The sequence below is a fragment of the Halopiger aswanensis genome, from assembly GCF_003610195.1.
In the GTDB taxonomy this organism is placed as follows: Archaea; Halobacteriota; Halobacteria; order Halobacteriales; family Natrialbaceae; genus Halopiger; species Halopiger aswanensis.
This window is the reverse complement of the sequence record NZ_RAPO01000005.1, coordinates 80,256-100,275: the sequence shown is the minus strand read 5'-3', so window position 1 is coordinate 100,275 and position 20,020 is coordinate 80,256. Positions and strand designations below refer to the sequence as shown.

The following is a 20,020-nucleotide window of genomic DNA, read 5'->3' as shown; positions in this document are numbered from 1 at the left end:
CTGTACTGGAGACTACCTCTGTTGCCTTGAATGTAAAACTCTCTAAATATAGAACCCCCTCCCCCCGTCATCGAAGTGTAAATAGGCGATGTAGACCCATAGGGAAATATGAAGAGATGCAAATACCGATGTGAAAGTGGGATAAGAGTGCTAATTTCGCGGGGTTCAACGATTTCAAAGCCTGCCTAACCAATCACTCGGTTTGTCGAAGTGAACTACTCCATTCCTCGTGATTAGGTGTAGTACGGATGTGTTTCTCACCCCCTCCACATAAAACTTCGTCAGACAATAGACCATCTTAAGATAAGGTTGGATTCTGGCAACTGAGAATCTCTCCTGCGTATTTACAGCAGTTCTTTCTGTTGCTGCTATTTTCTTGCTCTAATCCCTCTCCTTCCGCAGGGTTTTACACATCGATGACGGGGGGAGGGAGTGGGTCTTCTTTTGCTGTTTATTCGTCGCTGGGCGTAGTGAAGACTGTCACGTCCATCTGTCGTGTCTCACTGAGTTCTTGACGGATCTTTCTTCGGTCCCAACCAAATGGTGATAGCACACTCTCAACAGTTCGGATCAGCTGTGTCTCGTAGTAGCCGTCGTAAGTCTTGATCTCCTTATGGGCGAGGGCAACCCGCTCTCGTGAGGTCTTTTCGTCGTCGACGACCACGTATTCGATATCCTGTCCTGGATGGACAGCGAGATCCTGATCACGAGCACGTTTGAGTGCCGCCACGTTCTGGGTGTTCTGCGTATATTCTTCGAGCAGTTTGGAGACTCGGTTCCGTTCGACGAGTTGATCCACCGCTACTTCCCCGAATGAAGTTTCTCGATTGCGGTCTCGAGACAGCTGAGAACCGCCTCTGGTATTAGGTTACGTCGAGTTTCTCGTGACACTCCCGTTGAGCATCCTCGATGCACGGCGGCGTCGATTGCTGTCGGGCTTCGATACCTCTGATTTAAACTCATCGTCACTGGCGACTTTTCTATAGTATTTTGAAACGGTCGCACTGACATCGTTCATCACCAAACTAGCCTCTTCGGGGGAGGATTCCACGAGAATCGATCTGTGAACAAGTCGGTGTTAACGGTCACCGTTGCACTCGACGACGGCGTGATCCTTGGAGTGTGAATGTAATGGCTGGCCCATCACTGCCTTGAGGATGGGTCCAGAACGCTTATTTGGTCCTGGTGCATTTCTATAACTAACTAGGTGAGCCAGTATGTCAGACGAATCTGCCCGCCGCCTTATGGAAGCTTCTCAATCTAGTATCTCATCCCATGAGGCATGGGAGGCCACTGAGGAACTCTCAGAGCAGACCGAGTGGAACATTGAAGAAATGCTTCCAGATCTATACGAACCAGAGTCTGTTAGTCAGCGGTATGCCGGTCAATTAGACGATTGAGCTTTTCCCTCGAATCTCGAGTCGATATCTACGACAGCAACGTTTGGGTCCACGGTTTAACACGGAAATCTGCCGACGCTGAAGCCCGAATTCAAGAGGTTATAGATAACGAGCGCTGTGTGCTTGTCACTCCGTACATTTACGAAGAGGTTGATCAAGCTATCCAGCGCGATTCTGATAATCAACAAGCAGCCGATGAGCTCCGGGATCGATTTGCGCAAATGATGTCGAACCCTTTTATTTCAGATCCGAACTACCAGGAGGTCAGTGACGTAGATCTCGGTGCAGTACGGTCAGATCCGACGGTACAAGCATTCGCTGAGGTCCTCGAGATTCAGGCCAAAGATGTCCCAATACTTCAGGCAGCCCAACAATGCTCGAATCCAAATCCAACAATATTCACGAACGACGAAGATTTCTATGAACTCTCTGAGCGAAGAGAGCGATACAATCTCGAACGGATTGAGTTTGAGTACGTTGAATATCCAAAGTAGATATCATTTGAATTTCTGTTCCCTGTACGATCTGCTTTAACCAACAGAATCAGGGTGTCTCACCAATTTGTTGGTTAACTTTTGCTGACTCCCGTGAAAACCATTCGGTCTAATTCTCGAGTTTGATGCTGGTGAGATCGCTAATAAGGTCAACCTCCTGCTCGAGATCGATCCTAATGAGGTCTCCCGACGATGAGGTGAGCCGTGCAGCACGCTATCGAGACCAAGCCAGAGGGATAACGCCGAGTAGCTCGTTTTGGTCGAAGATGTGTCCCTTATCGGTGAGTACATAGAGAGCGCTGGGGTGATCCGTGGAGACTTCTTTCTTGACGAAGTTGTGTTCCTCGAGGTATCAAAGTCTTGATCGACACTGCCCTTCTCGAGTCGGGCTTCCTTGCAGACCTCGCGAGCTTCGACTTCCTGATCTAAGACTCTAATCTAAGAACCCTATGACCACGATCTAAGAAACATATCTAAGACTCTAATCTAAGAGGCTTGGCTATGATATAGGTCTAAGAATCTTAGATAACTCTCTCAGATACCATACCTAGATAACTTGTGTGGCAAAGTTACTTATCGGTGAAATTCATCCATGAGAGTATGCTCTCGTATACGGTCTACAGCGAAGCAGGCGGCGTAGGAAAGTCCTCGCTGACGGCGAATCTGGCTGTCGCGCACGCTCGAGCCGGCCTTGACGTCCTGGTCGTTCCGCTGGATCCGCAGGACGGCGACCTCAGTCGACTGTTCGGCGTCGACGACGATCGCGCCAACAGTGACGCTGACAATATCGTGCGCCATATCGTCCGCAGTCCAAAGGGATCGCTCACAGACCTCGCCCGAACGGCGGAGGGTGTTGATATCGTCCCGGAACACAACATGCTCTCTGATCTCTCGAGCCACCTTCAGCGCGAGCAGCGGAAAGCGGAGGACTTGGGGGACTCATACAACATCTATGCCCAGCTGCAACGTGTCCTTCGCGATGCCAATATCGCCGAGGAGTACGACGTCTTAATCTGTGACCCGCCGGCTACCGAGTCCGACCACCTCTACAACGCGATCTACGCAACGCGCAACCTCGTGATCCCAGTTGAACCCTCCGCGAAGGGGCGAGCCTCAGTTGAGGGCCTTGAGCAACTCGCGACGAACTTCGGTGACCAGCTGAACATAGAGATTGGTGTGCTGGCCGCGGTGCCGAACGGGTTCAAGCATACGAACGACCAAGAAGAGTTGATCGACGAGATTGACCTCCCCACACCTGAGGTGATCGGCGACCGGACATCGATGATGGAGGGGTGCTGGAAACAGCAGTGTTCGGCCTTTGAGTACGTTCGTGAACATCGCGCACGTATCCGTGACCACGAAGTTGAGACGCTGGCGCAGTTCGACCAGATCGCTCGTTACCTCGAGAACCAGGTCGGTCTCGAGGCACCGAACCCTCCGGAGCCGGGTAGCTTGGAAGACGATGAGGTGATCGAGGCGTGACGGGCTTCAAGGAAGGCGCGAGCGGCGATAATCCGTTTGGTGCTGGCACCGAGGACGACAAGGCCGGAGAAGACGACGTTGACGAACTCGAGTCAATAGGCTCGTCAGTCGAAGTCGATCCGCAGCCCGATCCCGCGATCGAGCAGCAGGACGGTCGCGACGAGAGCGACTCGAACAGCAGTGGCCTCCCCTGGATCTACGAGCGCGATAGTATCACGGATGGTCGCGCGAAAACTGTGCAGTTACACTTGCAGGATACGACGCTCGATCGTCAGCGCCAAGCCAAGTCCGATATCGAAGGCGAGCTTGGCGAGTCGGTCAAGAAGGCCGATCTCCGAGAGGCAGCGCTGCTCGTCGGCCTCGAACGAATCGACGACGTCGCAGATCAACTTCGGGAGTGGGGTTACGACTTCGAGTAGCAATTAACTCAATATCGCTTGTATGTCCGAGTCTTACTCCCGATTGACGCGCTTCCGCGGGCGATCACTATCTGACCACGACGACGAATGGACGATTACGAACGTCACTCGCCGCACCACGAAACGTACAAGTGTGCTCCACTGGTTCGGTGATCTCACCCTGCAGACAGCCACTACTACGTGACGCTCGGGTATCTTTATTAGAAGTTTATCAAGCCCATGTAATTGCAGTCTTGTTGTTGGTTTAGGTAGTGGTCGAAGACGTGGTAGCCGTCGTCGGTAGAAGACCTGCTATCTGAAGTTGTGCGGATTTTCTATCTGGCTAGTTGGGTTGATGGGGGTCAGGAAGTTCTGAAGAGAGCCTTCTCGGACCACATCAGTTATATGTGTGGAATTCGACTTCCTGTTCAAGGAGTTCGTCTGGAATTCCGGGAACTTCGTCAGATCGGACTGGACCTTGTTCTTCGATAACGTCGAGATCTCGGGGGAAGTCCCGTAAGGCGAAATGCAACGAGATACCAGCCTTTGCTCCTTCACCCAGTGCAATGGGGAGTTGATTGTGGCCAGGCGTTAGGTCTCCAACTGCATAGACACGTTCAACCGACGTCTGACCGTGATCATCGACGACGACTGTTCCATCATCGTTGATATCACAGCCAAGATTGCGGGCTAGGCCGTTGTTGTACTCAGCACCGTACATCGCGAAGCCACCCTTATATTCCCGAACCGTACCGTCTTCAAATTCGAGGGCCGCTAACCAGCCGTCTTTGTCGTTTTGAATGCCAGTGATGTCCGTGTGAATAATGTCGATTGGATGATTTGAGAGCATCGTCGCTGTCTCATCGCTCCATTCGGGGTCATTACCGCGCGTGAGCAGATCGACATCGTCGGTGAAGTTAAGCATGATTCCGGCTACGTGTGCAGCGCTCTCCCCATAACCCATGACGTAGACGGGTTCGTCGACGAACATGTAGGCATCACAGTGCAAGCAGTAGTGGAGTCCACGACCGGTTCGCGGTAGTGGCGGCTCTGGACGGACATCGTTGAATCCCGTCGCTAGGACGACGTATTCTGCGCGGTAGTCAGCATTATTCCCGCAGAGATGGATTGACCCATCCTCATTGGTATCACAGGAGACAAGTAGATCATTGTGGATATCGCACCCGTACTCCCGAAGTTGGTCTCTACCGATTGAGAGAAATTCGCTACCAGATGTATCCTCCGTGACCCCTAGTAGGTTGTGAACATCTTGCATCATCGCTGCCCGACCACCGCCTCGGTCGACGACGGCCGTCCGATGTCCGAGTCGCGTCGTATACAGTGCCGCGGTCATTCCAGCTGGGCCGCCTCCGACGACGAGAACTTCGTAATCGTGAATGGTCGAATCAGTAGCCATCGTCTCCCTGTTCGACACCGACGCACAAAGTAGTGATTTGAAGTTGTCGTTATATTTTGTATAGGTTTGTGAATAATGTGGTATACACACATCTTAGGCACCAACTTGATAAGATCGAGTGAATAAATTTGTCTAATGGCTTGGTTCGAGCAATTCTTTTCTTTCCATAGAGGGAGAAAACTTCTCGTCGCTCTCGGTGGATTGTATATCGTACTGGGTATCGGTTACCCGTTTCTACCGGATATTGATACCCCGCTTGGCATCGATCTGATTATCACTCTCTTGGTTGTTGGATCTGGAGTTCTGCTCTTCTTTGTCGGCTATCGGCTTCCACAAACCGACATTCATCCTGAGACTTTTCCCGTCATTACGAAGTGGTGTGTCGGCGGGATCAGTTCGATGCTCGGTCTTATCGGCTTGATAGCGATGGTTGCGGGACTCCGAGATCCCATCCAGAATATCCTTATCCTCACTGCAATTGGGAGTACTGCGGGACTCGCTGCTGGGACGTACGATGCGCGAGCGAAAACGAGAACGCGAACGCTTGAACAGCGCAACCGTGAACTCAATCGGACGCAGGCGGAACTTGAGGAGACGGTTACCCAACTAGAGGAGTCCGAGCAACGATACCGAACCCTGACGGAAAACTTCCCAAATGGAGCGGTTGCACTTCTGAATACCGAGTTACGACACACGCTCGTCGCTGGACAGGGTTTCGATTCTCTCAATTTTAGTGCTAGTGATCTTCAAGGCGAACGAATACAGGACGTATATCCGGAGGAAATACTGAAAGAGATCGAGCCAAACTATCGTGCCGCTCTCGATGGCGAGCCGACCACATTTGAGCTAGCGGTTCAGGGGCGAATTTTCGAGTTCCGAACACACCCGTTGACTACTGACGAGGGCGAAATATACGCCATTTTGGCGATGTCACAGGACATCACTGAGCACAAGCAACACGAACGAAAACTCACGAAGCGGGCCCGTCAGCAACAAGCTATCGCCGACCTCGGACAACTCGCACTCGAAACCGCCGATCTCGACGAACTCATGAGCGACGCGGCTCGCCAAGTAACGAACGTACTCGGTATCGATTACTGCAAAATCCTTGATCTCCGCGAGGAACGTGAGGAACTTCTCCTACGCCAAGGTATTGGATGGCACAAGGGCCTTGTTGGGGAGGCGACAGTGTCTGCCGTCGAAGCTAATTCACAGGCCGCGTATACCCTGGAACACGCTCAACCGGTCGTCGTTGAGGACCTCGAGACAGATACCCGATTTAGCGGTCCCGACTTACTGACGGACCATGACGTTCGTAGCGGTATTAGTACTATTATCGGTCCGTTCGACGAACCGTGGGGAATTCTGGCTACGCACGATACTTCTCCCCAAACGTTCAGCGATGAAGATATCTCGTTCATCCAGAGTGTTGCCAACGTTATCGCAGAAGCGATCGAGCGTCGGCAGTATCAGACGGAACTCGAACGATTGATCGCAGATCTTGAGGAGTTGAATAAGCGGCTCGAGCAGTTCGCGTATGCCACCTCGCACGATCTGCAAGAACCCTTACGGATGGTATCGTCGTACCTCCAGCTCATCGAACGCCGATACGAGGACGACCTTGATGAAGAAGGACTCGAGTTCCTTGAGTTCGCTGTCAACGGGGCTGACCGGATGCGAGCAATGATCGACGGCTTGCTCAAGTATTCGCGGGTTGAAACGGAAGCAGATCCGTTAGAACCCGTCGATCTAGAGAGCGTGTTGGAAGACGTCTGTCAGGATCTGCAACCCATAATCGAGACCACTGACGCGACAATTACTGCAGAGTCGTTGCCCCGTGTCGAAGGGGACCCACATCAGTTGCGACAGGTGTTTCAGAACCTGCTTCGGAACGCTATCCAGTATAGCGGTCCCGACTCGCCGACCGTATCCGTCTCTGCCCAACGGGATAGCACCGACTGGATCGTGACTGTCCAAGACGAAGGAATTGGTATCGATCCCGAGGATCAAGACCGGATTTCGACATCTTCGAGCGAGTACACAGTCGTCACGAGAGCTCCGGTACCGGAATCGGTCTCGCACTTTGTCAACGGATTCTCGAACGGCACGGCGGTGAGATCTGGGTCGACTCCGAACTCGACAATGGATCCGCGTTTTCGTTTCGACTCCCTGCGGCTGGCGAAGCAAACAAGTCAGCTCCTCACCGCTGAAGCAGTGATCTTATTGATGGATTCTCATCCGCCGATACGTACGTATCAAATATTGCTCAAGACGCGTTACAGTGAACGCTATTTTTCGAGAACTTCTACGTCTACTGGACAGCTAGAGACAAGCTGATTCGATGCTAACGAGGGGTGCGACTATGGGGAAACCTCGAGCGTAGTTTCTTCCGTCCGCTCGAGCGTTTCAAGGTACGCCTCAGCGTCGAGTGCGGCCATGCTACCGGTTCCAGCGGCAGTGATCGCCTGTTGATAGTCCGGATCGGCGACGTCGCCGGCGGCGAAGACGCCCTCGACCGTCGTCTCGGTCGTCGCGCGGCCGGCGTCGTCGGTTCGAGTGTAGAGGTAGCCGCGCTCGTCGCGTTCGACGGCGGTCCCCTCGAGGAACTCCGTGTTCGGCGTGTGACCGATCGCGTAGAACACGCCGCCGACCTCGACGGTCTCCCGATCCACGTCGACGCCGTTCGCGGCTTTCTCGCTGGGGTAACCGTCGGGATGGGAGACGAGCGTCGCGCCGGTGACGCCCTCCTCCTGCGAGCCGCGGAGCGCCTCGAGTTCGGTGTTCCAGCGGAACTCGATATCCTCGTGATCGCGGGCGCGGTCGGCCATGATCTCGGAAGCGCGCAGTTCCTCGCGGCGGTGGACGATCGTCACGCTGTCGGCGAACTTCGCGAGGAAGAGCGCTTCTTCCATCGCCGAATCGCCGCCGCCAATCACGAGGACGTCGTCGCCGCGGTGGAACGCGCCGTCGCAGGTCGCACACGTCGAGAGACCGTAACCCATCAGTTCGTCTTCGTTCTCGGCGCCGACCCAGCGAGCGCTCGCGCCGCTCGCGACGATCAGCGCACGCGTTCGCAGCCGATCGCCGTTCGAGAGCTCGAGTTCGAACGGGCGTTCCTCGAGCGTCGCGTTTTCGACGGTGCCGTGAGTGAACTCGGCGCCGAAACGCTCGGCCTGGTCCTTGCCGTTTTGGATCAGCTCCATCCCGCCGACGCCCTCGGGAAAGCCGAGGTAGTTCTCGACGTCGGTCGTCAGCGTCAGCTGGCCGCCCGGTTCGGGCCCCTCGAGCACCAGCGGCTCGAGGTCGGCTCGCGCGGCGTAGACAGCCGCGGAAAGGCCAGCGATACCGGAGCCGATGATCACCACGTCACGAACGTCTGCGGTCGTATCAGTTTCCTCGTTCATTCAGTGTATCCCTCGATCAGGGTACGAAGTCGGTCTTCCGGCAGCGCGCCGGACTGCTGTTCGACCTGCTCGCCGTCCGCAAAGAGGACGAGCGTCGGCACGCCACGAACGCCGAACGACCCCGCAAGCTGCTGGTGTTCGTCGACGTCGACCTTGGCGATCACGGCCTCAGTCGTGTCCGCAAGCCGCTCGAGGACGGGGTTGAGCATCTGACAGGGGCCACACCAGTCAGCGTAGAAGTCCACGAGGACGACGTCGTGTGCCGCCGTGACCTCCTCGAGGTGACTCCTCCCGTCGATGTAGATCGGTTCGTTGAGCGATCCCGCCGAAACGTCGTCGCGTGCATCAGTTGCCATCACCACTACGTATGGGCTGACAGCGTTTAAAGGTTTTGTGTGTATTGGGCAATACCATACGGGTTCGATCGATCGTCATTACCGTTGCAGGCGTCATGAGATAACCGCAGGAATCCACATGTCCGCTATAATATCTCCTTGGGGTCTGAGAACGAGGGAGAGGACTCCTGCTCTATGTTCGAGGTTCCTGAGACAGTTTTGTACTATCTTCTAACAACCAATCATTCGACGGGATCGATCGATCGGTCCGCGGTCCTCACGTCGAAGCGCGCGAAATACCCAACTCGCGTTCCAACGCGCGCATCAAACGTCAGTCCCCGTTGCTCGATTCGGCGTCGCAACCCTTCAAATCCGACGAAGTGCGGGTCGGGGAGCGATTCGCCGACAATGAGTCGACCGTCTGGTTTCAGAACCCGCTCGAGTTCGTCGAGGGCTCGCTTCTGGTCGGGAATCTCGCCGAGGACTAAGACCAGATACGCGGCGTCGAACGTGTCGTCCGGGTACGGAAGCGATCGTGCGTCGCCGCGAATCGGTTCGACGTTCAGGGTTTCCTCTTGTTGCATTCGCGTTCCGAGGTGTTCGACCATCTCCGACTGGATGTCTACGGCGTGCAGTGTCCCTGACGATTCGATCGTCCGTGCGACCATCCCGGTGTAGTAGCCGGTTCCCGGTCCGACCTCGAGAAGACGCTCACCGGGCTGGGGCTCGAGTATGTCGCGCAGTCGGGAGCGAGTGATGACCGGACGCGGGAGGTCGATCACGTGGCGCTGAGCGTACGGGCACGGTGACGGGTTCGATCGCCACCGGAGGGCGTATGCGAATCCGGCGAGCAGTGTGAGTCCGAACAGAGCGGCGATCGCTCGTATGGTACGACGAGAAACCATAGTAATCTCTTCATCGTGGACGGACTACAGTCTTCCTCGAACTGACGCACGTACCGCGGGCTTGCTGTTGCTACCCCAACGACGACCGTTCTCGCAATCGGTCGTACAGTATGTCCTATACGCTCCGTACACAAGTCGACGGCGAGTTCGGCGACGTCGTCGAGAAAACGATCGACGCCCTCGAGGACGAGGGGTTCGGCGTGCTCTGCGATATCGACGTCCAGGAAACGCTGCAAAAGAAACTCGACGAGGACTTCCGACAGTACAGAATCCTGGGTGCGTGCAATCCGCAGTTAGCCCATCAGGGACTCGAGCACGATCTCGAACTCGGAACGTTGCTTCCGTGCAACGTCGTCGTCTATGACGATGACGACGGCGTGGTCGTCACTGCGGTCGATCCGCAGCGTTTGATTGGCATCGCTGACGACGACGAACTCGACCCGATCGGCGACGACGCGTACGAGCGCTTTGAACGGGTTCTCGAGTTACTATCTTGATTCAGCGAGAGAATCCCGCCCTTCCCGCAAGGACGAGTGTTGCATCCTTTGTCGGAACCGAGAACTGAGCAGGGCGAGCGTGAGTGACATCCTCCGCGCCGTACACGGTGCGGGGAATATCACGAATCCAATTGGACTACCCTTCAGTTGCCAACGTTGCGGGATCGTCAGTCTCTACCTCAACAGGGGAGCGAATGAGGTTCCCCCATTCGGTCCATGAACCGTCGTAATTCCGGACGTCCTCATATCCGAGGAGTTCGTGGAGTGTGAACCATGTAATCGACGAGCGCTCGCCGATTCGACAGTAGGTGATGACTTCGCTATCACCGGTGATACCGTAGTCTGCATAGAGCTCCTCCAATTCCGCTCGACTCTTGAATCGACTATTATCTTTGAGGTTCTCACTCCATGTAATGTTCTGAGCACTTGGAATGTGACCTGCCCGCTGGGCAGTTTCCCGACTTCCTTCTGGAGCAATTTTCTCACCGCGGTACTCCGCAGCGCTACGAACGTCTACAAGCGGGACGTCCACCTCTAGTGCGTCCTCAACGCCTTCCCGATAAATACGGATATTGTCGAATGGGCCGCTGACGTCGTACTCACGTTCGGGCAAATCAGGTTCATCGGTTGTCATTGGATAGTCGTTTTCTTCCCAGTAGACCCGTCCACCGTCCAGTAGATGGACGTCCTCGTGACCGTAGTACTTGAACTGCCAGTAGGTGTACGCGGCCCACTGATTCCACTCGTCGCCATAGAGGACGACTGTTGAGTCCTCTGTAATTCCTGCTTCTCCCATGATCTCCGCGAATTGATTCTTTTTCAGGATATCGCGCTGCGTCGAATCCTGGAGGTGTGTCCCCCAACCGAATCCGATCGCGTTCGGAATGTGTCCTTCGGCGTATGACTCCTCATATTCGATATCGGCCTCAACTAACCGATATTCTGGGTCGTCGTTTCCGAACTCGTCGAGGTGTTCTTCGAGCCAGTCTGGCGAAACGAGTGCGTCGGTCGCGTATTCACTGGTGTCAGCCATACGAGTTCGACTACACGGATAAGCTACTTAGAGCTGTTTCTAATAATTCCAAAATAGTACAATATTATGTGTTTCTATTGTACCGAAGTAGTACTCAGACCTAACAGTAGCTAGCGAACCCGAGTCAACGTTACCTCATAGTGTACTTTGGGCGGGATCCGAAGAAATGAACGTGCAGAGAATTAGGCCGCGCAGTTGTTCGGCCCTAACTCGAGTTCCGTCGCCTCGGACTCGTCCTCGGGCGGCTCCGAACCCGTGTTAATCTCGATCACGCGCTCGTAGTTCGGCGGCTTGTCGGGCGCGTTATCGACCAACCGGTCCACAAACTCGTCCTCGTCCAGTCCCAGCAGCTTGAGATCATCACGGAGATCACCCAGTTGAGCGCCGATCAGATTACCTGGCGAGCCGACTTCGTATCGGTTGTTCTCTGTGACTGACACATGTCCCGGGAGGATCTGCGTCTCGTCCGATAGCTCGAGGATAGTGTCGTGAATCGATTCATAGAGCAGTTCAGCTCCTCGTGCCGCATCTTCGTCACCGAATTGAAGTTCCGTCCGGCCGACGGACTCGACGAACAACGTGTCGCCGGTCAGGAGTGCCTCGCCGTCCACGAGGTAGTTGACCATCTCGGTCGTGTGCCCCGGCGTGTGTAGCGTTACGATCTCGATCTCGCCAAGTTCGATCGTCTCGCCGTCGGCGAGAGGTTCGTAGTCATACTCGACGCCCCGCTCGCTCGCGTGTTCTCCGAGATGGTAGGGAACGTCCAACTCCGCTGCCAGTTTCGATCCACCCGAGATGTGGTCAGCGTGGACGTGTGTGTCGAGGACGCGCTCGATTGTGAGGCCAGCCTCCTCGGCGACGATTTTGAACTGATCCGTCTGTCGCGTCGGATCGACGACGACGGCCGATTCGGCGCGCTTTGATCCGACGACGTAGCCGAGACAGCCCTTCGCCCGTCGCTGCAGTTGAAGAATGACGAGATCATCGTTTTCGGTCTCGACGGGAACGACTTCGTAGACCTTGCTCCAATCCTCCATGCCGCCTTTGACGACGGACACGTCATCGTAGCCATGCTGCTCGAGTTCGAAGCTGAACGGCGTCGAGGTCAGTCCCTTCCCACAGATCGCGACGATCGAATCACCGTCTCTCGCCGCTTCGACGCGCTCGAGTTCTTCGTCCGCGAACTCGTCACCCGGACCGAACGGGATGTTCTCTGCACCGTGAATCCGCCAGCCCTCGTAACTATCCTCGGGACGCGTATCGATGAGCGTGAACGACTCGTCTGCGTCAATTAACTCTGCGAGCCGTTCGGGTGAGATTTGGTTCACCATTGGAATTACCTCGCAATACTAGTTGGCCCGAGGCCGCCGATAGTTCTCATCCCTGCAAAGGCACGGCTAACAGTACTCGGTTTGACCGGCCTTAGAAAAGCTGATCTTGGTTGGAATTAGTCGTAGTTCTCAGTACATCATTTCTCCCCGTTCGATAGCTCGTAGGAACTAGGCGCAGTATAGGACCGCTATCTCGTCACGGCAGTGCATTTCTTAACGATGGTTGAGGAATCGCATAGTTCAGTCATCGGGAGCCGCACTGGTGGGCTGGTCTGAGGCTGGGACCGGCGGTTCGTGGGATCCGAACTCGGGGTGAGTCTCCTCCATCCACAGGTAGACGATGGTGCCAGAGAGGAACATCAGGACCGCGGTCATGTAGAACGCGGCCTCAAGGTTCACAATCTCCATCGAGATGCCGATCAGGATTGCACCGACTCCGTAGCCGGCGTCGCGCCACATCCTGTAGACGCCCATGCCAGCCGACCGCCATGTTGGATGGGCCGCGTCACTGGGGACCGTCATCAGGTTCGGGTAGAGTAGTGCCATGCCGAGTCCAGAGAACCCAGCGAGGATCGCCCACGGGAGGTAGCTGTCGACGAACACCATCCCAAGGACACCCGCTCCGGCGAGGAACATTCCGGCGACGACGGGCGGACGGCGACCGATGCGGTCGGCGAGGCCCCCGGTTCCGATCTGGAGGAAGTACATTGCGCTGTGGACGCCGACGACGACGCCGACAGTTTCGATCGCAAGTCCCTGGTTCGTGAGATACAGCGGGACGGCGATCCAGAACAGCGTGTCCACGAAGTTCTCGATGTGGCCGGCCTGGGCCGCCGCGAACAGCGTTCTGTCACCGTAAGTTGCTCGCTTCAGAACCTCGTCGAACGGGAGGTTCGCATCGTGGTGATCGTCATCGCCTTCCAGTTGGGCGAACTGGACTGTTTCTTTGATGAGAAAGATCGAGATGAGGAATGCCAGCACCACGACGGCTGCGAGGAAGTAGAACGGTTCCGGCCGAAGGCTGGTCTGGCCGGCGATGACGCCCGTAATCCACGCGCCTGCCGCGACGCCAGTGTAGCCGAACGCCTCGTCGATGCCGACGGCGAGCCCACGCTGATCGGGGCCCGCGAGATCGATCTTGGCGTTAATTGCCATGCTCCAAGTTAGCGCCTGGTTGATCCCCAGTAAGACGTTCCCGACGGTGATCCAACTCCAGCTCGGGGCGAAGATCAGAATTGCCGGGATCGGCAGGGCAGTGATCCAGCCAAGCACGAGCACCGGCTTGCGCCCGTACTCCTCGCCCCATTTGCCGGCATAGAGATTGAGCAGCGCTTTGACGAAGCCGAACGAGACGACGAACGAGCCGATGACAAAGAACGATTTGACGCCGAGTACGTCCTCGCCGAGGACGGGGACGACGGTCCGCTCTGAGCCGATGGTCAGTCCTGTCGCGAACACCAGCAGGACGTGCAGTGAGAACTGTCCGAGGTGTTCGCGGATGCCCTGTTTCAGTTCTGTTCCCTCGCTCATGGATTACTCGGCAGCACAGCGGTTGGGACCCAGTTCCAGTTCGGATAGCTCCTCGTCGGAAACGTCATCCTGTCCGACGTTTGCCCGCTTGACGCGTTCGAAGTTCGGCGGATGCTCCGGAATATCCGAAGCGAGCGTCTCGACGAACGCTTCGCGATCGCGCTCGAGGTCTTCGTTTCGCTTTCGGACCTCTGCGAGCGTCGCGGTCACCGGTGGTTCGGGCGATCCGGGATCGTGTGTTGGGAGGATGACCGCGTCGTCCGGGCGCTCCAGCAGGCGCTGGAGGCTCTCGTATAGCGTCGCGGCGTTCTCCTCAACGTCGGTGTCCTCAAGTCCAGCTTCGACGCCGAGTTCGACGCGGCCGACGCTCTCGTGGAAGAGCGTATCGCCCGTAAGCAGGGCTTCGCTCTCGAGATCGAACGAGACGCTGCCCTTGCTGTGCCCAGGCGTGTGAATCGCCTCAACGGCGACCGTTCCAATCTCGATCGTCATTCCATCCTCGATCGGGGTCACGTCGATCGCGAGTGCGTCCTTTGGGTGGAGGTAGTATGGAACGCCGTGGCGCTCAGCGAGTTCCGCAGCGCCGGAAACGTGGTCGGCATGGGCGTGCGTATCGAAGACAGCGACGAGTTCGGCGTCGTAGTCGTCGAGAATCCCCTCGTACTCTTCGAGGTAGTGTGAGGGATCGAATACGGCAGCATCACCGCCCGAAATCAAGATGTGAGAGAGACACCCTTTCCCCGGACGGGCGACTTGGACGAGCGTTCCGTCAAGGTCGGTCGGGACAGGCGCGCTCTGATGAACGCGACTCCACCCATTCATCCCGTCAGTCAGCGTCTTGGCGTCATAGCCCATCTCTCGCAGGAGGTCTGTCGCGGTCTGCGAGACGACTCCCGCAGCACAGACTGTAACGATCTCGCTGTCGTCCGGGAGATCCACAAGGGCCTCTTTCGCCATCTCTGGATCGTCGATCAGTTCGTCATAGACGTCAACGTTGATGCTGTCAGGAACGTGCCACTCCTCGTAGTCGTCTCGGTGCCGGATATCAAGCACAAGCACGTCCTCGTCGTCGCGTAACCGATCGCTGAGTTCTGTCGGACTGATTTCTGTCATCAAGTACCTGTACGAACGGTATCGGAATAGCGATGGTGCGGGACATGACCGGTACCATTAATCACTGAGAGAACGAACAGTGATGTGTGAGTCTGTACGAGGCGTCATTTCGGTTGAAACACGAATGCCCATACCGAGAGATTTCGGAACGTTACCCGGACCTCACGATACGTGAGTGGTACCTGAGCGACTGTCAGGTGCTCGAGATCACCTCGTCGGAGGCGCCGACCGACGAGTTACTGGCGGAGATTAAGACAATCGGAACAGTTCTCCACGAGTCGAGCGACGACTCGGGTCTCCACGTCGTCACCCAGTCCTGTCTCTGCTCGCTTGAGGGGTCGATCCTGGAGCGGTTCGAGGAACACGATTGCCTCTACCAGCCGCCAACGATTCACCGCCAGGGCTGGGAACACTACACGGTGATCGCGTTTGACGAATCCGACGTTCGAGACTTGTTCCAGGACCTCGAGGCAGATCGAGATATCGAACTGCTCGCTAAGACCGCTATCGCGGAGCAAAGGATTCCGCACAGTATGTTGGCACCGGTCGATCAACTGTTCGACGACCTCACCGACCGCCAGCTGGCAGCACTACAACTGGCGCTGGAAAACGGTTACTACGAACAGCCGAGACAGACATCGCTTCGGGAATTGGCGTCCCGGACGTCCGTCGCCCGCTCGACCTACGAGGAGCACCTCCGGAAGGCGGAGAACAAGCTCATGGCGAACGCCGGAACGTACCTGCGGCTGGTGACGTCGGGGACTGGGGCGGATCCGCTAGGTACAGGTCGAGCGGAAACACCCGAACAGCGGGCTGACTGATCGCTCGCTCGTCAAACGCATGGTTCCGACGGCTCGATTCACAGTCATCGACCCGATCCCGTTACGATGGATCAGTCGCCGTCACAACCCTGATGTCGAGTCGCCGTATCTCGCCGAGTACGCTCTCATCTGGGGTGCGCTCTTCTGGGTTTGTTCCGTCAGTATCGATGTGTTTAGACGTAAGGTACTACCGGGTCGTGCGGATGGATCGACGTGACAGAGAAGGGTGTGGCACACCAGACGTAACTACCGCACCTTCGCCGCGTTACTCCACCGGCCGGCCAGGGCTCGATAACAGCGAGTCGAACACCTTTCGCTGCGCCTTCCGGAGGTGCTGGTTGAACGTCGGCGGGGCGATTTCCAGCGATTCGGCGACGTCCTCGCCGGACGCGTCGCGCGGCCACTCGTAGTAGCCCGCATGATACGCCGCCTCGAGTGTCGCCCGCTGGCGGTCGGTGAGATCCGCCTCCAGCACATCGCGGACCCGTTCAGACGTGTCGATCCGGAGTTGGCGTTGCTTCAGCAACTCCACATCGGGGTATGCTTCTTGTACGGTATCGACGACCTGTCGAACATCTGCCCCCGGCGCCGCGTGAAGCGTCATCAGGTAGTCACCGTCCTCGATGACGGCTGTCTCGACGGAACCGCCGAGCGACGCAACCGTTGACAAGACCGGTGGCTCGGAGAGGCGAAGCTCAAATCCTCGCTCGTCGCCGCCAGTTCGATATGTCACACTCACCCAGTGTGGGAGCGCTTCGACGAGCGACTCGAGTCCGTCGATCCCGTTCGCAGTGACGCTCCCGTAGACGAGGTACTCGTCATCTTCGATGGGGACCACGTGATTGAGCGTGATGGTTCCGATTGTCGGTGTGTCAACGTTGAGTGTGCCGAAGACATCCCGGATTCGAAACTGGAGTTCGACGACGGTGTCGCTCATCAGGGCTCGCTTGCGTTCGGCGGCCGCGATGGCGTGACCGACGACCTCCCCCAGTTGACTAATCACGTCCCGTTCGCGACCCTCGAAGGCTCTGGGCCGCTCGGCGTAGACGTTCAACACGCCGTAGACGGTATCCTCATGGACGATCGGGATTGCGGCCGACGACCGGAAGCCGTATTCCTCGATGTGGCTCCGCCAGGGATCGTGTCTGTCGTCAACGCGGATGTCCTGCGTGGTCTGGATTTCGCGTTTCAGGATCGCCCTCCCGGTCGGGCCTTTGCTGCGTTCGTCGTCCGGATCGACGGAGATGGAGATACCGTCGAGGTAGCCGTCAACGCCGGCTTCGGTCCGTCCGACCACCGTCTGGGAGGTGACGTCGACGTCGCCGATCCAGGCGAAGAGGTACGACTCCGTCGCGGCAAGGTGCTCACAGACGACCCGCTCGATCTCTTCTCGAGTCGACCGTTGGGTAATTGTGTCGATAATCTCTCGAACGACATCGTTGAGGGTGTTGAGCGCCTCGAGTTGCTCGCGCTGTCGGCGGAGTCGCTCTGCCGTCTCGCGGCGCTCCGTCTCCCGCTGCTCGGTTGCGTCCCGTAGGACCGCCGCGAATCCCTCAAGGTTACCACTGCCGTCGCGGATCGCCTCGACGGTGACGGCTGCCCAGTCTGTCGAGCCGTCCCCTCGAACGCGCCACTGGTCCGTTTCGACCGCTCCCGTTTCCGCGACGGTCTCGAGCGTCGCCTCGGGACCGTCCGCCTGTCGGTCCGCTGCAGTGTAGAACGTCGAGATGTGCTCGCCCAGCGCGGCGCCGGCAGCGGAGTCCGTGATACGTTCGGCGCCCGCGTTCCAGGTGCGGACGCGGCCGTTCGAATCGAGCAGACAGATCGCGCACTGCTCGAGTTCACCAACGATCGACCCAGACCGGTCCTGAATCGGCCGAACTCCCGCGTCGGATGCAGAATCAGGTGTCTCGGCCGACGACCGCGGACGCCACCACACGCGGGCACTCGCGCCGACGCGTTTGGTCTCGAGTTCACCGTGCTCAACGAGTCGTTCAAGGCGCTCGTAGGTGCTCCGGCGACCGATCTCGAGGTCGTCAGCGAGCTCCGCGGTCGTCCGCGGCGTTCCCGAGCCGTCGAAGAGAGCGAGGGTCTCCCGAAGACTGTCGGTTAAGGATTGCCCGGCCATTAGAACGAGAGTGGGGCCGCACTGTTGTCAAGCCTCCGTCGGCGGAGGCCAGTCCGTGGGCCGCCAGTTCACTGCCGGTTCATGGCCGATAGGACGGCTCCGTACTGCAGCACGGGCGACCATCTCACCGTGTCGAGCCGAAGTAATTTTACTGTGTCCTTACGGACGACCGAATTCTGAGTAACGGATACGCTTCCAGATGAGTTCCCCTACACGCGAATCCGCCGGCGCGAACGAATCGACCGAGAGCGATTGGTGTCGGCTGCTCGGGAGCGACCGACGCAGAATGACGATCGATATCCTCTCAGGACAGGAGCCGCCCATCGAACTGACCGAACTCGCATCCGGAATTGCCGCCCGCGAACGCGGCGCCGACGCGGTCGATGACGAGACCGTCGCCCGCGTGGCGTGTTCGCTTCACCACGTTCACCTCCCGATGATCGATGCGTTCGGCGTGATCGAGTACGCGCCGGATACGAACCGTATCGGGTCGTGTCCGACCCGATTCGACGTTCGAATCGAATAATTTCTGCTTGACCGCTTTGTTCTACCACTCGCGCTCCAGCCCCTCGAGCAGTCGATCGACATCTCCGACGGTATTGACCGCGTGGACGGAGGCGCGAACAGCGTTCGGCCGCGGGAGCGCACGAAGGATGATCTCGTCGGCGGCGAGGCGTTCGACTGTCGCCGCTGGGTCGTCAACATCGATGGTCACCAGTCCCGACTCCGGCTCCGACGGACTCAGGAGTCGTCTGTCGGGAACGCCGTCAGCCACCCGTCCGGTCAGTCGGCGGATGCGGTTCTCGATCCGGTCGATCCCGACATCGCCGATCGCGTCGATTGCTTCCCGGAGCGCGACGTGCGGCGCTGGGTTCGCCGACCCGACTTCGAACCGGCGCGCACCGGCAGCGTACTCGAACGGCTCCGCCGTCGGCGTCTCGACGCTCCGGTAGCCGACCGTTCGTGGCTCGAGATCTTCGGCGACATCGCGGTCGACGTAGAGGAAGCCGCCGCCCCACAGCCCGAGGAGCCACTTGTGTCCGGCGGCGGCGACTGCATCGGCACCCCACTCTCGAACGTCCATCGGTAGCTGCCCGGGGACCTGCACGGCGTCGACGAGTGCGAACGCGTCGTGCTCGTGGGCGATCTCGACCAGGTCCGCCACCGGAAGCTGCGTCCCGTGAGTCCACGTGACCGCGCTGAAACAGGCGAGCCTGGCGTCCGCGACGGCCTCGGCGAACCGCTCGAGATCGATCCGTCCGTTCGCCGTCTCGACGACGCGAACATCGACGCCCTCCCGCTCGAGGCGCTGCCACGGGAGTGTGCCGGCTGGATGCTCAAGGTCCGTCCTGACGACGACGTCGCCGGGCTGCCAGTCGATCGCGTTCGCGACGGCGTTGATCCCGGCCGTCGTGCTCTCAGTGAGCGCGATTTCATCTGAATCGGCACCGACGAACGACGCGACTGCCTCTCGAGTGCGGTCGAAGGCTCGAAACGCCGTCTCGTAGGGGTGGTCCCTGATCGGCGACTCGTACTCGTGCTCGCGGACGAACTCGTCGGCGGCATCGACGACGTATCTCGGACTCGGTCCGTGAGCGCCGAAGTTGAGATAGGTACCCTCCTGTAGCGCGGGAACGTCCGCTCGGAGTTCGGTCGGCGTCATCGACGTACTCGGTTGCATACCTCTCCCTACGGAATCGGATAGTAATAATCTTGGGTTCACTATGAAATA

At 57.6% G+C, this 20,020-nt stretch carries 17 protein-coding genes and 3 pseudogenes; 9 read left to right on the top strand and 11 right to left on the bottom strand.

Annotated elements, in window-relative coordinates; all coding sequences use genetic code 11:
• Positions 1-451 precede the first annotated feature (451 nt).
• Positions 452-1,006, bottom strand: a pseudogene (locus tag ATJ93_RS24605) (DNA polymerase domain-containing protein); the annotation flags it as partial.
• Between the two features lie 211 nt (positions 1,007-1,217).
• Here ATJ93_RS24605 and ATJ93_RS23285 point away from each other — a divergent pair.
• The 4 genes from ATJ93_RS23285 to ATJ93_RS20880 all read left to right on the top strand — a co-directional run bounded on the left by ATJ93_RS23285 (position 1,218) and on the right by ATJ93_RS20880 (position 3,795).
• Positions 1,218-1,400 (top strand): hypothetical protein, encoded by a 183-nt coding sequence (locus ATJ93_RS23285; RefSeq protein WP_147376670.1) that lies wholly within the window; start codon positions 1,218-1,220, stop codon positions 1,398-1,400.
• 119 nt (positions 1,401-1,519) lie between these two features.
• Positions 1,520-1,894 carry a hypothetical protein gene (locus tag ATJ93_RS20890; protein WP_245977751.1) on the top strand — a complete coding sequence of 125 codons (375 nt, stop codon included), beginning with the start codon at positions 1,520-1,522 and terminating at the stop codon, positions 1,892-1,894.
• A 600-nt stretch (positions 1,895-2,494) separates the two neighbouring features.
• Positions 2,495-3,376 (top strand): ParA family protein, encoded by an 882-nt coding sequence (locus ATJ93_RS20885; protein ID WP_120246609.1) that lies wholly within the window; start codon positions 2,495-2,497, stop codon positions 3,374-3,376.
• Positions 3,373-3,795 carry a hypothetical protein gene (locus ATJ93_RS20880; RefSeq protein ID WP_120246608.1) on the top strand — a complete coding sequence of 141 codons (423 nt, stop codon included), beginning with the start codon at positions 3,373-3,375 and terminating at the stop codon, positions 3,793-3,795. The genes ATJ93_RS20885 and ATJ93_RS20880 overlap by 4 nt, the downstream gene beginning before the upstream one ends.
• 376 nt (positions 3,796-4,171) lie before the next feature.
• On the opposite strand, the gene ATJ93_RS20875 is transcribed toward ATJ93_RS20880, so the two are convergent.
• Positions 4,172-5,191, bottom strand: coding sequence for an NAD(P)/FAD-dependent oxidoreductase (locus tag ATJ93_RS20875; protein WP_120246607.1), 1,020 nt, complete (start codon positions 5,189-5,191; stop codon positions 4,172-4,174).
• 135 nt (positions 5,192-5,326) lie between these two features.
• Here ATJ93_RS20875 and ATJ93_RS24695 point away from each other — a divergent pair.
• Together ATJ93_RS24695 and ATJ93_RS20870 are read left to right on the top strand one after the other, a co-directional pair.
• Positions 5,327-5,662: pseudogene (locus ATJ93_RS24695) on the top strand (hypothetical protein); the annotation flags it as partial.
• A 135-nt stretch (positions 5,663-5,797) separates the two neighbouring features.
• A pseudogene (locus ATJ93_RS20870) lies at positions 5,798-7,401 on the top strand (sensor histidine kinase); the annotation flags it as partial.
• Positions 7,402-7,551: 150 nt separating this feature from the next.
• Here ATJ93_RS20870 and ATJ93_RS20865 read toward each other — a convergent pair.
• From ATJ93_RS20865 to ATJ93_RS20855, 3 genes are all read right to left on the bottom strand, one after another.
• Positions 7,552-8,595, bottom strand: coding sequence for an NAD(P)/FAD-dependent oxidoreductase (locus ATJ93_RS20865; RefSeq protein ID WP_120246606.1), 1,044 nt, complete (start codon positions 8,593-8,595; stop codon positions 7,552-7,554).
• Positions 8,592-8,951 (bottom strand): thioredoxin, encoded by a 360-nt coding sequence (gene trxA, locus ATJ93_RS20860; RefSeq protein WP_120246605.1) that lies wholly within the window; start codon positions 8,949-8,951, stop codon positions 8,592-8,594. The genes ATJ93_RS20865 and trxA overlap by 4 nt, the downstream gene beginning before the upstream one ends.
• A gap of 221 nt (positions 8,952-9,172) precedes the next feature.
• Positions 9,173-9,835 carry a class I SAM-dependent methyltransferase gene (locus ATJ93_RS20855; protein WP_120246604.1) on the bottom strand — a complete coding sequence of 221 codons (663 nt, stop codon included), beginning with the start codon at positions 9,833-9,835 and terminating at the stop codon, positions 9,173-9,175.
• A gap of 110 nt (positions 9,836-9,945) precedes the next feature.
• Here ATJ93_RS20855 and ATJ93_RS20850 point away from each other — a divergent pair, with 110 nt between their 5' ends.
• Positions 9,946-10,332 carry a DUF302 domain-containing protein gene (locus ATJ93_RS20850; RefSeq protein ID WP_120246603.1) on the top strand — a complete coding sequence of 129 codons (387 nt, stop codon included), beginning with the start codon at positions 9,946-9,948 and terminating at the stop codon, positions 10,330-10,332.
• A 136-nt stretch (positions 10,333-10,468) separates the two neighbouring features.
• Here the strand turns inward: ATJ93_RS20850 and ATJ93_RS20845 are convergent, their stop codons facing one another.
• The 4 genes from ATJ93_RS20845 to ATJ93_RS20830 form a co-directional block, all read right to left on the bottom strand.
• The gene (locus ATJ93_RS20845) at positions 10,469-11,365 is read right to left on the bottom strand and encodes a sulfurtransferase (RefSeq protein WP_120246602.1); all 897 of its coding nucleotides are present in this window, start codon (positions 11,363-11,365) and stop codon (positions 10,469-10,471) included.
• A 182-nt stretch (positions 11,366-11,547) separates the two neighbouring features.
• The gene (locus ATJ93_RS20840; protein ID WP_120246601.1) at positions 11,548-12,696 is read right to left on the bottom strand and encodes an MBL fold metallo-hydrolase; all 1,149 of its coding nucleotides are present in this window, start codon (positions 12,694-12,696) and stop codon (positions 11,548-11,550) included.
• A gap of 240 nt (positions 12,697-12,936) precedes the next feature.
• A complete protein-coding gene (locus ATJ93_RS20835) occupies positions 12,937-14,226 on the bottom strand; it encodes an MFS transporter (RefSeq protein WP_120246600.1) in 1,290 nt (429 codons plus the stop codon).
• A 3-nt stretch (positions 14,227-14,229) separates the two neighbouring features.
• Entirely contained in the window at positions 14,230-15,339 is a 1,110-nt protein-coding gene (locus ATJ93_RS20830; RefSeq protein ID WP_120246599.1) for an MBL fold metallo-hydrolase, read from the bottom strand.
• An 86-nt stretch (positions 15,340-15,425) separates the two neighbouring features.
• On the opposite strand from ATJ93_RS20830, the gene ATJ93_RS20825 reads away from it, so the two are divergent.
• Positions 15,426-16,160 carry a helix-turn-helix domain-containing protein gene (locus ATJ93_RS20825; protein WP_120246598.1) on the top strand — a complete coding sequence of 245 codons (735 nt, stop codon included), beginning with the start codon at positions 15,426-15,428 and terminating at the stop codon, positions 16,158-16,160.
• 265 nt (positions 16,161-16,425) lie between these two features.
• On the opposite strand, the gene ATJ93_RS20820 is transcribed toward ATJ93_RS20825, so the two are convergent.
• Positions 16,426-18,288, bottom strand: a complete 1,863-nt coding sequence (locus ATJ93_RS20820) for a bacterio-opsin activator domain-containing protein (protein WP_120246597.1) — start codon at positions 18,286-18,288, stop codon at positions 16,426-16,428.
• Between the two features lie 199 nt (positions 18,289-18,487).
• Between ATJ93_RS20820 and ATJ93_RS20815 the strand changes: the two genes are divergently transcribed.
• Positions 18,488-18,814, top strand: a complete 327-nt coding sequence (locus ATJ93_RS20815) for a DUF7344 domain-containing protein (protein ID WP_120246596.1) — start codon at positions 18,488-18,490, stop codon at positions 18,812-18,814.
• A 21-nt stretch (positions 18,815-18,835) separates the two neighbouring features.
• Here ATJ93_RS20815 and ATJ93_RS20810 read toward each other — a convergent pair whose 3' ends face one another.
• A complete protein-coding gene (locus tag ATJ93_RS20810; protein ID WP_120246595.1) occupies positions 18,836-19,969 on the bottom strand; it encodes an aminotransferase class V-fold PLP-dependent enzyme in 1,134 nt (377 codons plus the stop codon).
• Positions 19,970-20,020 lie beyond the last annotated feature (51 nt).

Bases quoted from the DNA above. Each gene is read 5' to 3' on its own strand.
- ATJ93_RS23285 (WP_147376670.1), top strand. From the start codon at position 1,218: ATGTCAGACGAATCTGCCCGCCGCCTTATGGAAGCTTCTCAATCTAGT.
- ATJ93_RS20885 (WP_120246609.1), top strand. From the start codon at position 2,495: ATGCTCTCGTATACGGTCTACAGCGAAGCAGGCGGCGTAGGAAAGTCC.
- ATJ93_RS20875 (WP_120246607.1), bottom strand. From the start codon at position 5,191: ATGGCTACTGATTCGACCATTCACGATTACGAAGTTCTCGTCGTCGGA.
- ATJ93_RS20865 (WP_120246606.1), bottom strand. From the start codon at position 8,595: ATGAACGAGGAAACTGATACGACCGCAGACGTTCGTGACGTGGTGATC.
- trxA (WP_120246605.1), bottom strand. From the start codon at position 8,951: ATGGCAACTGATGCACGCGACGACGTTTCGGCGGGATCGCTCAACGAA.
- ATJ93_RS20855 (WP_120246604.1), bottom strand. From the start codon at position 9,835: ATGGTTTCTCGTCGTACCATACGAGCGATCGCCGCTCTGTTCGGACTC.
- ATJ93_RS20850 (WP_120246603.1), top strand. From the start codon at position 9,946: ATGTCCTATACGCTCCGTACACAAGTCGACGGCGAGTTCGGCGACGTC.
- ATJ93_RS20845 (WP_120246602.1), bottom strand. From the start codon at position 11,365: ATGGCTGACACCAGTGAATACGCGACCGACGCACTCGTTTCGCCAGAC.
- ATJ93_RS20840 (WP_120246601.1), bottom strand. From the start codon at position 12,696: ATGGTGAACCAAATCTCACCCGAACGGCTCGCAGAGTTAATTGACGCA.
- ATJ93_RS20835 (WP_120246600.1), bottom strand. From the start codon at position 14,226: ATGAGCGAGGGAACAGAACTGAAACAGGGCATCCGCGAACACCTCGGA.
- ATJ93_RS20830 (WP_120246599.1), bottom strand. From the start codon at position 15,339: ATGACAGAAATCAGTCCGACAGAACTCAGCGATCGGTTACGCGACGAC.
- ATJ93_RS20820 (WP_120246597.1), bottom strand. From the start codon at position 18,288: ATGGCCGGGCAATCCTTAACCGACAGTCTTCGGGAGACCCTCGCTCTC.
- ATJ93_RS20815 (WP_120246596.1), top strand. From the start codon at position 18,488: ATGAGTTCCCCTACACGCGAATCCGCCGGCGCGAACGAATCGACCGAG.
- ATJ93_RS20810 (WP_120246595.1), bottom strand. From the start codon at position 19,969: ATGCAACCGAGTACGTCGATGACGCCGACCGAACTCCGAGCGGACGTT.